This is a genomic window from Arsukibacterium sp. MJ3 (assembly GCF_000987765.1).
Lineage (GTDB): Bacteria > Pseudomonadota > Gammaproteobacteria > Enterobacterales > Alteromonadaceae > Alishewanella.
In genome coordinates, this window is sequence record NZ_LAHP01000143.1 from 1 (window position 1) to 549 (window position 549).

Annotated in this window: 1 pseudogene; it reads right to left on the reverse strand. The window is 49.2% G+C overall.

What is annotated here, in order from left to right:
• Positions 1 to 447: pseudogene (locus VT06_RS17205) on the reverse strand (IS21 family transposase); the annotation flags it as partial.
• Positions 448 to 549: the final 102 nt, after the last annotated feature.

Consider the following 549-nt stretch of genomic DNA (forward strand, 5'->3'; position numbering starts at 1 on the left):
GATAAACAGCTTATCACCGGCTTCGTGATGTTGCCGCATAGAGCGTTTTTGCACGGCGCACCAGCGCCGATAATGCTCGCAGTACTGCGTGTAGCCAAGGGCTTTACTGCCATGCTCTGATTGGTACTCCTGCCATAACAACAGTTTGGTTACGCCTTTCCTGCGCAGCTCAATATGCATCTGCGCCCACACCGGCAATACCCGTTGCGTACTGTAATCGCGGCCAGGAAATAACTGTTTGTCGAGGGTGTCGAGGGGATGATCCGCTGCAAGCGGCCAACTCAGTCCTAAATTGTTGAAGCGGATAACCACATCACTGATGGTCGCCCGGCCAATATTAAGAGCCTGCGAAATTTGCCGATCACTTAATCGGGCTTCGAATTTAAGGCGGAATATATCCAGATAAGTGTGCATATCTGTCCTTACCATTTTCTTCTTACGTGTCATGAGTACTCCAACAAACAGTTAAAAAACTGTTATGCCAAAGTTCGTAAAACGAAGGAAGAACAAACTGGCCGGACGATACCGAAACAGGTGGCCGGATGATGC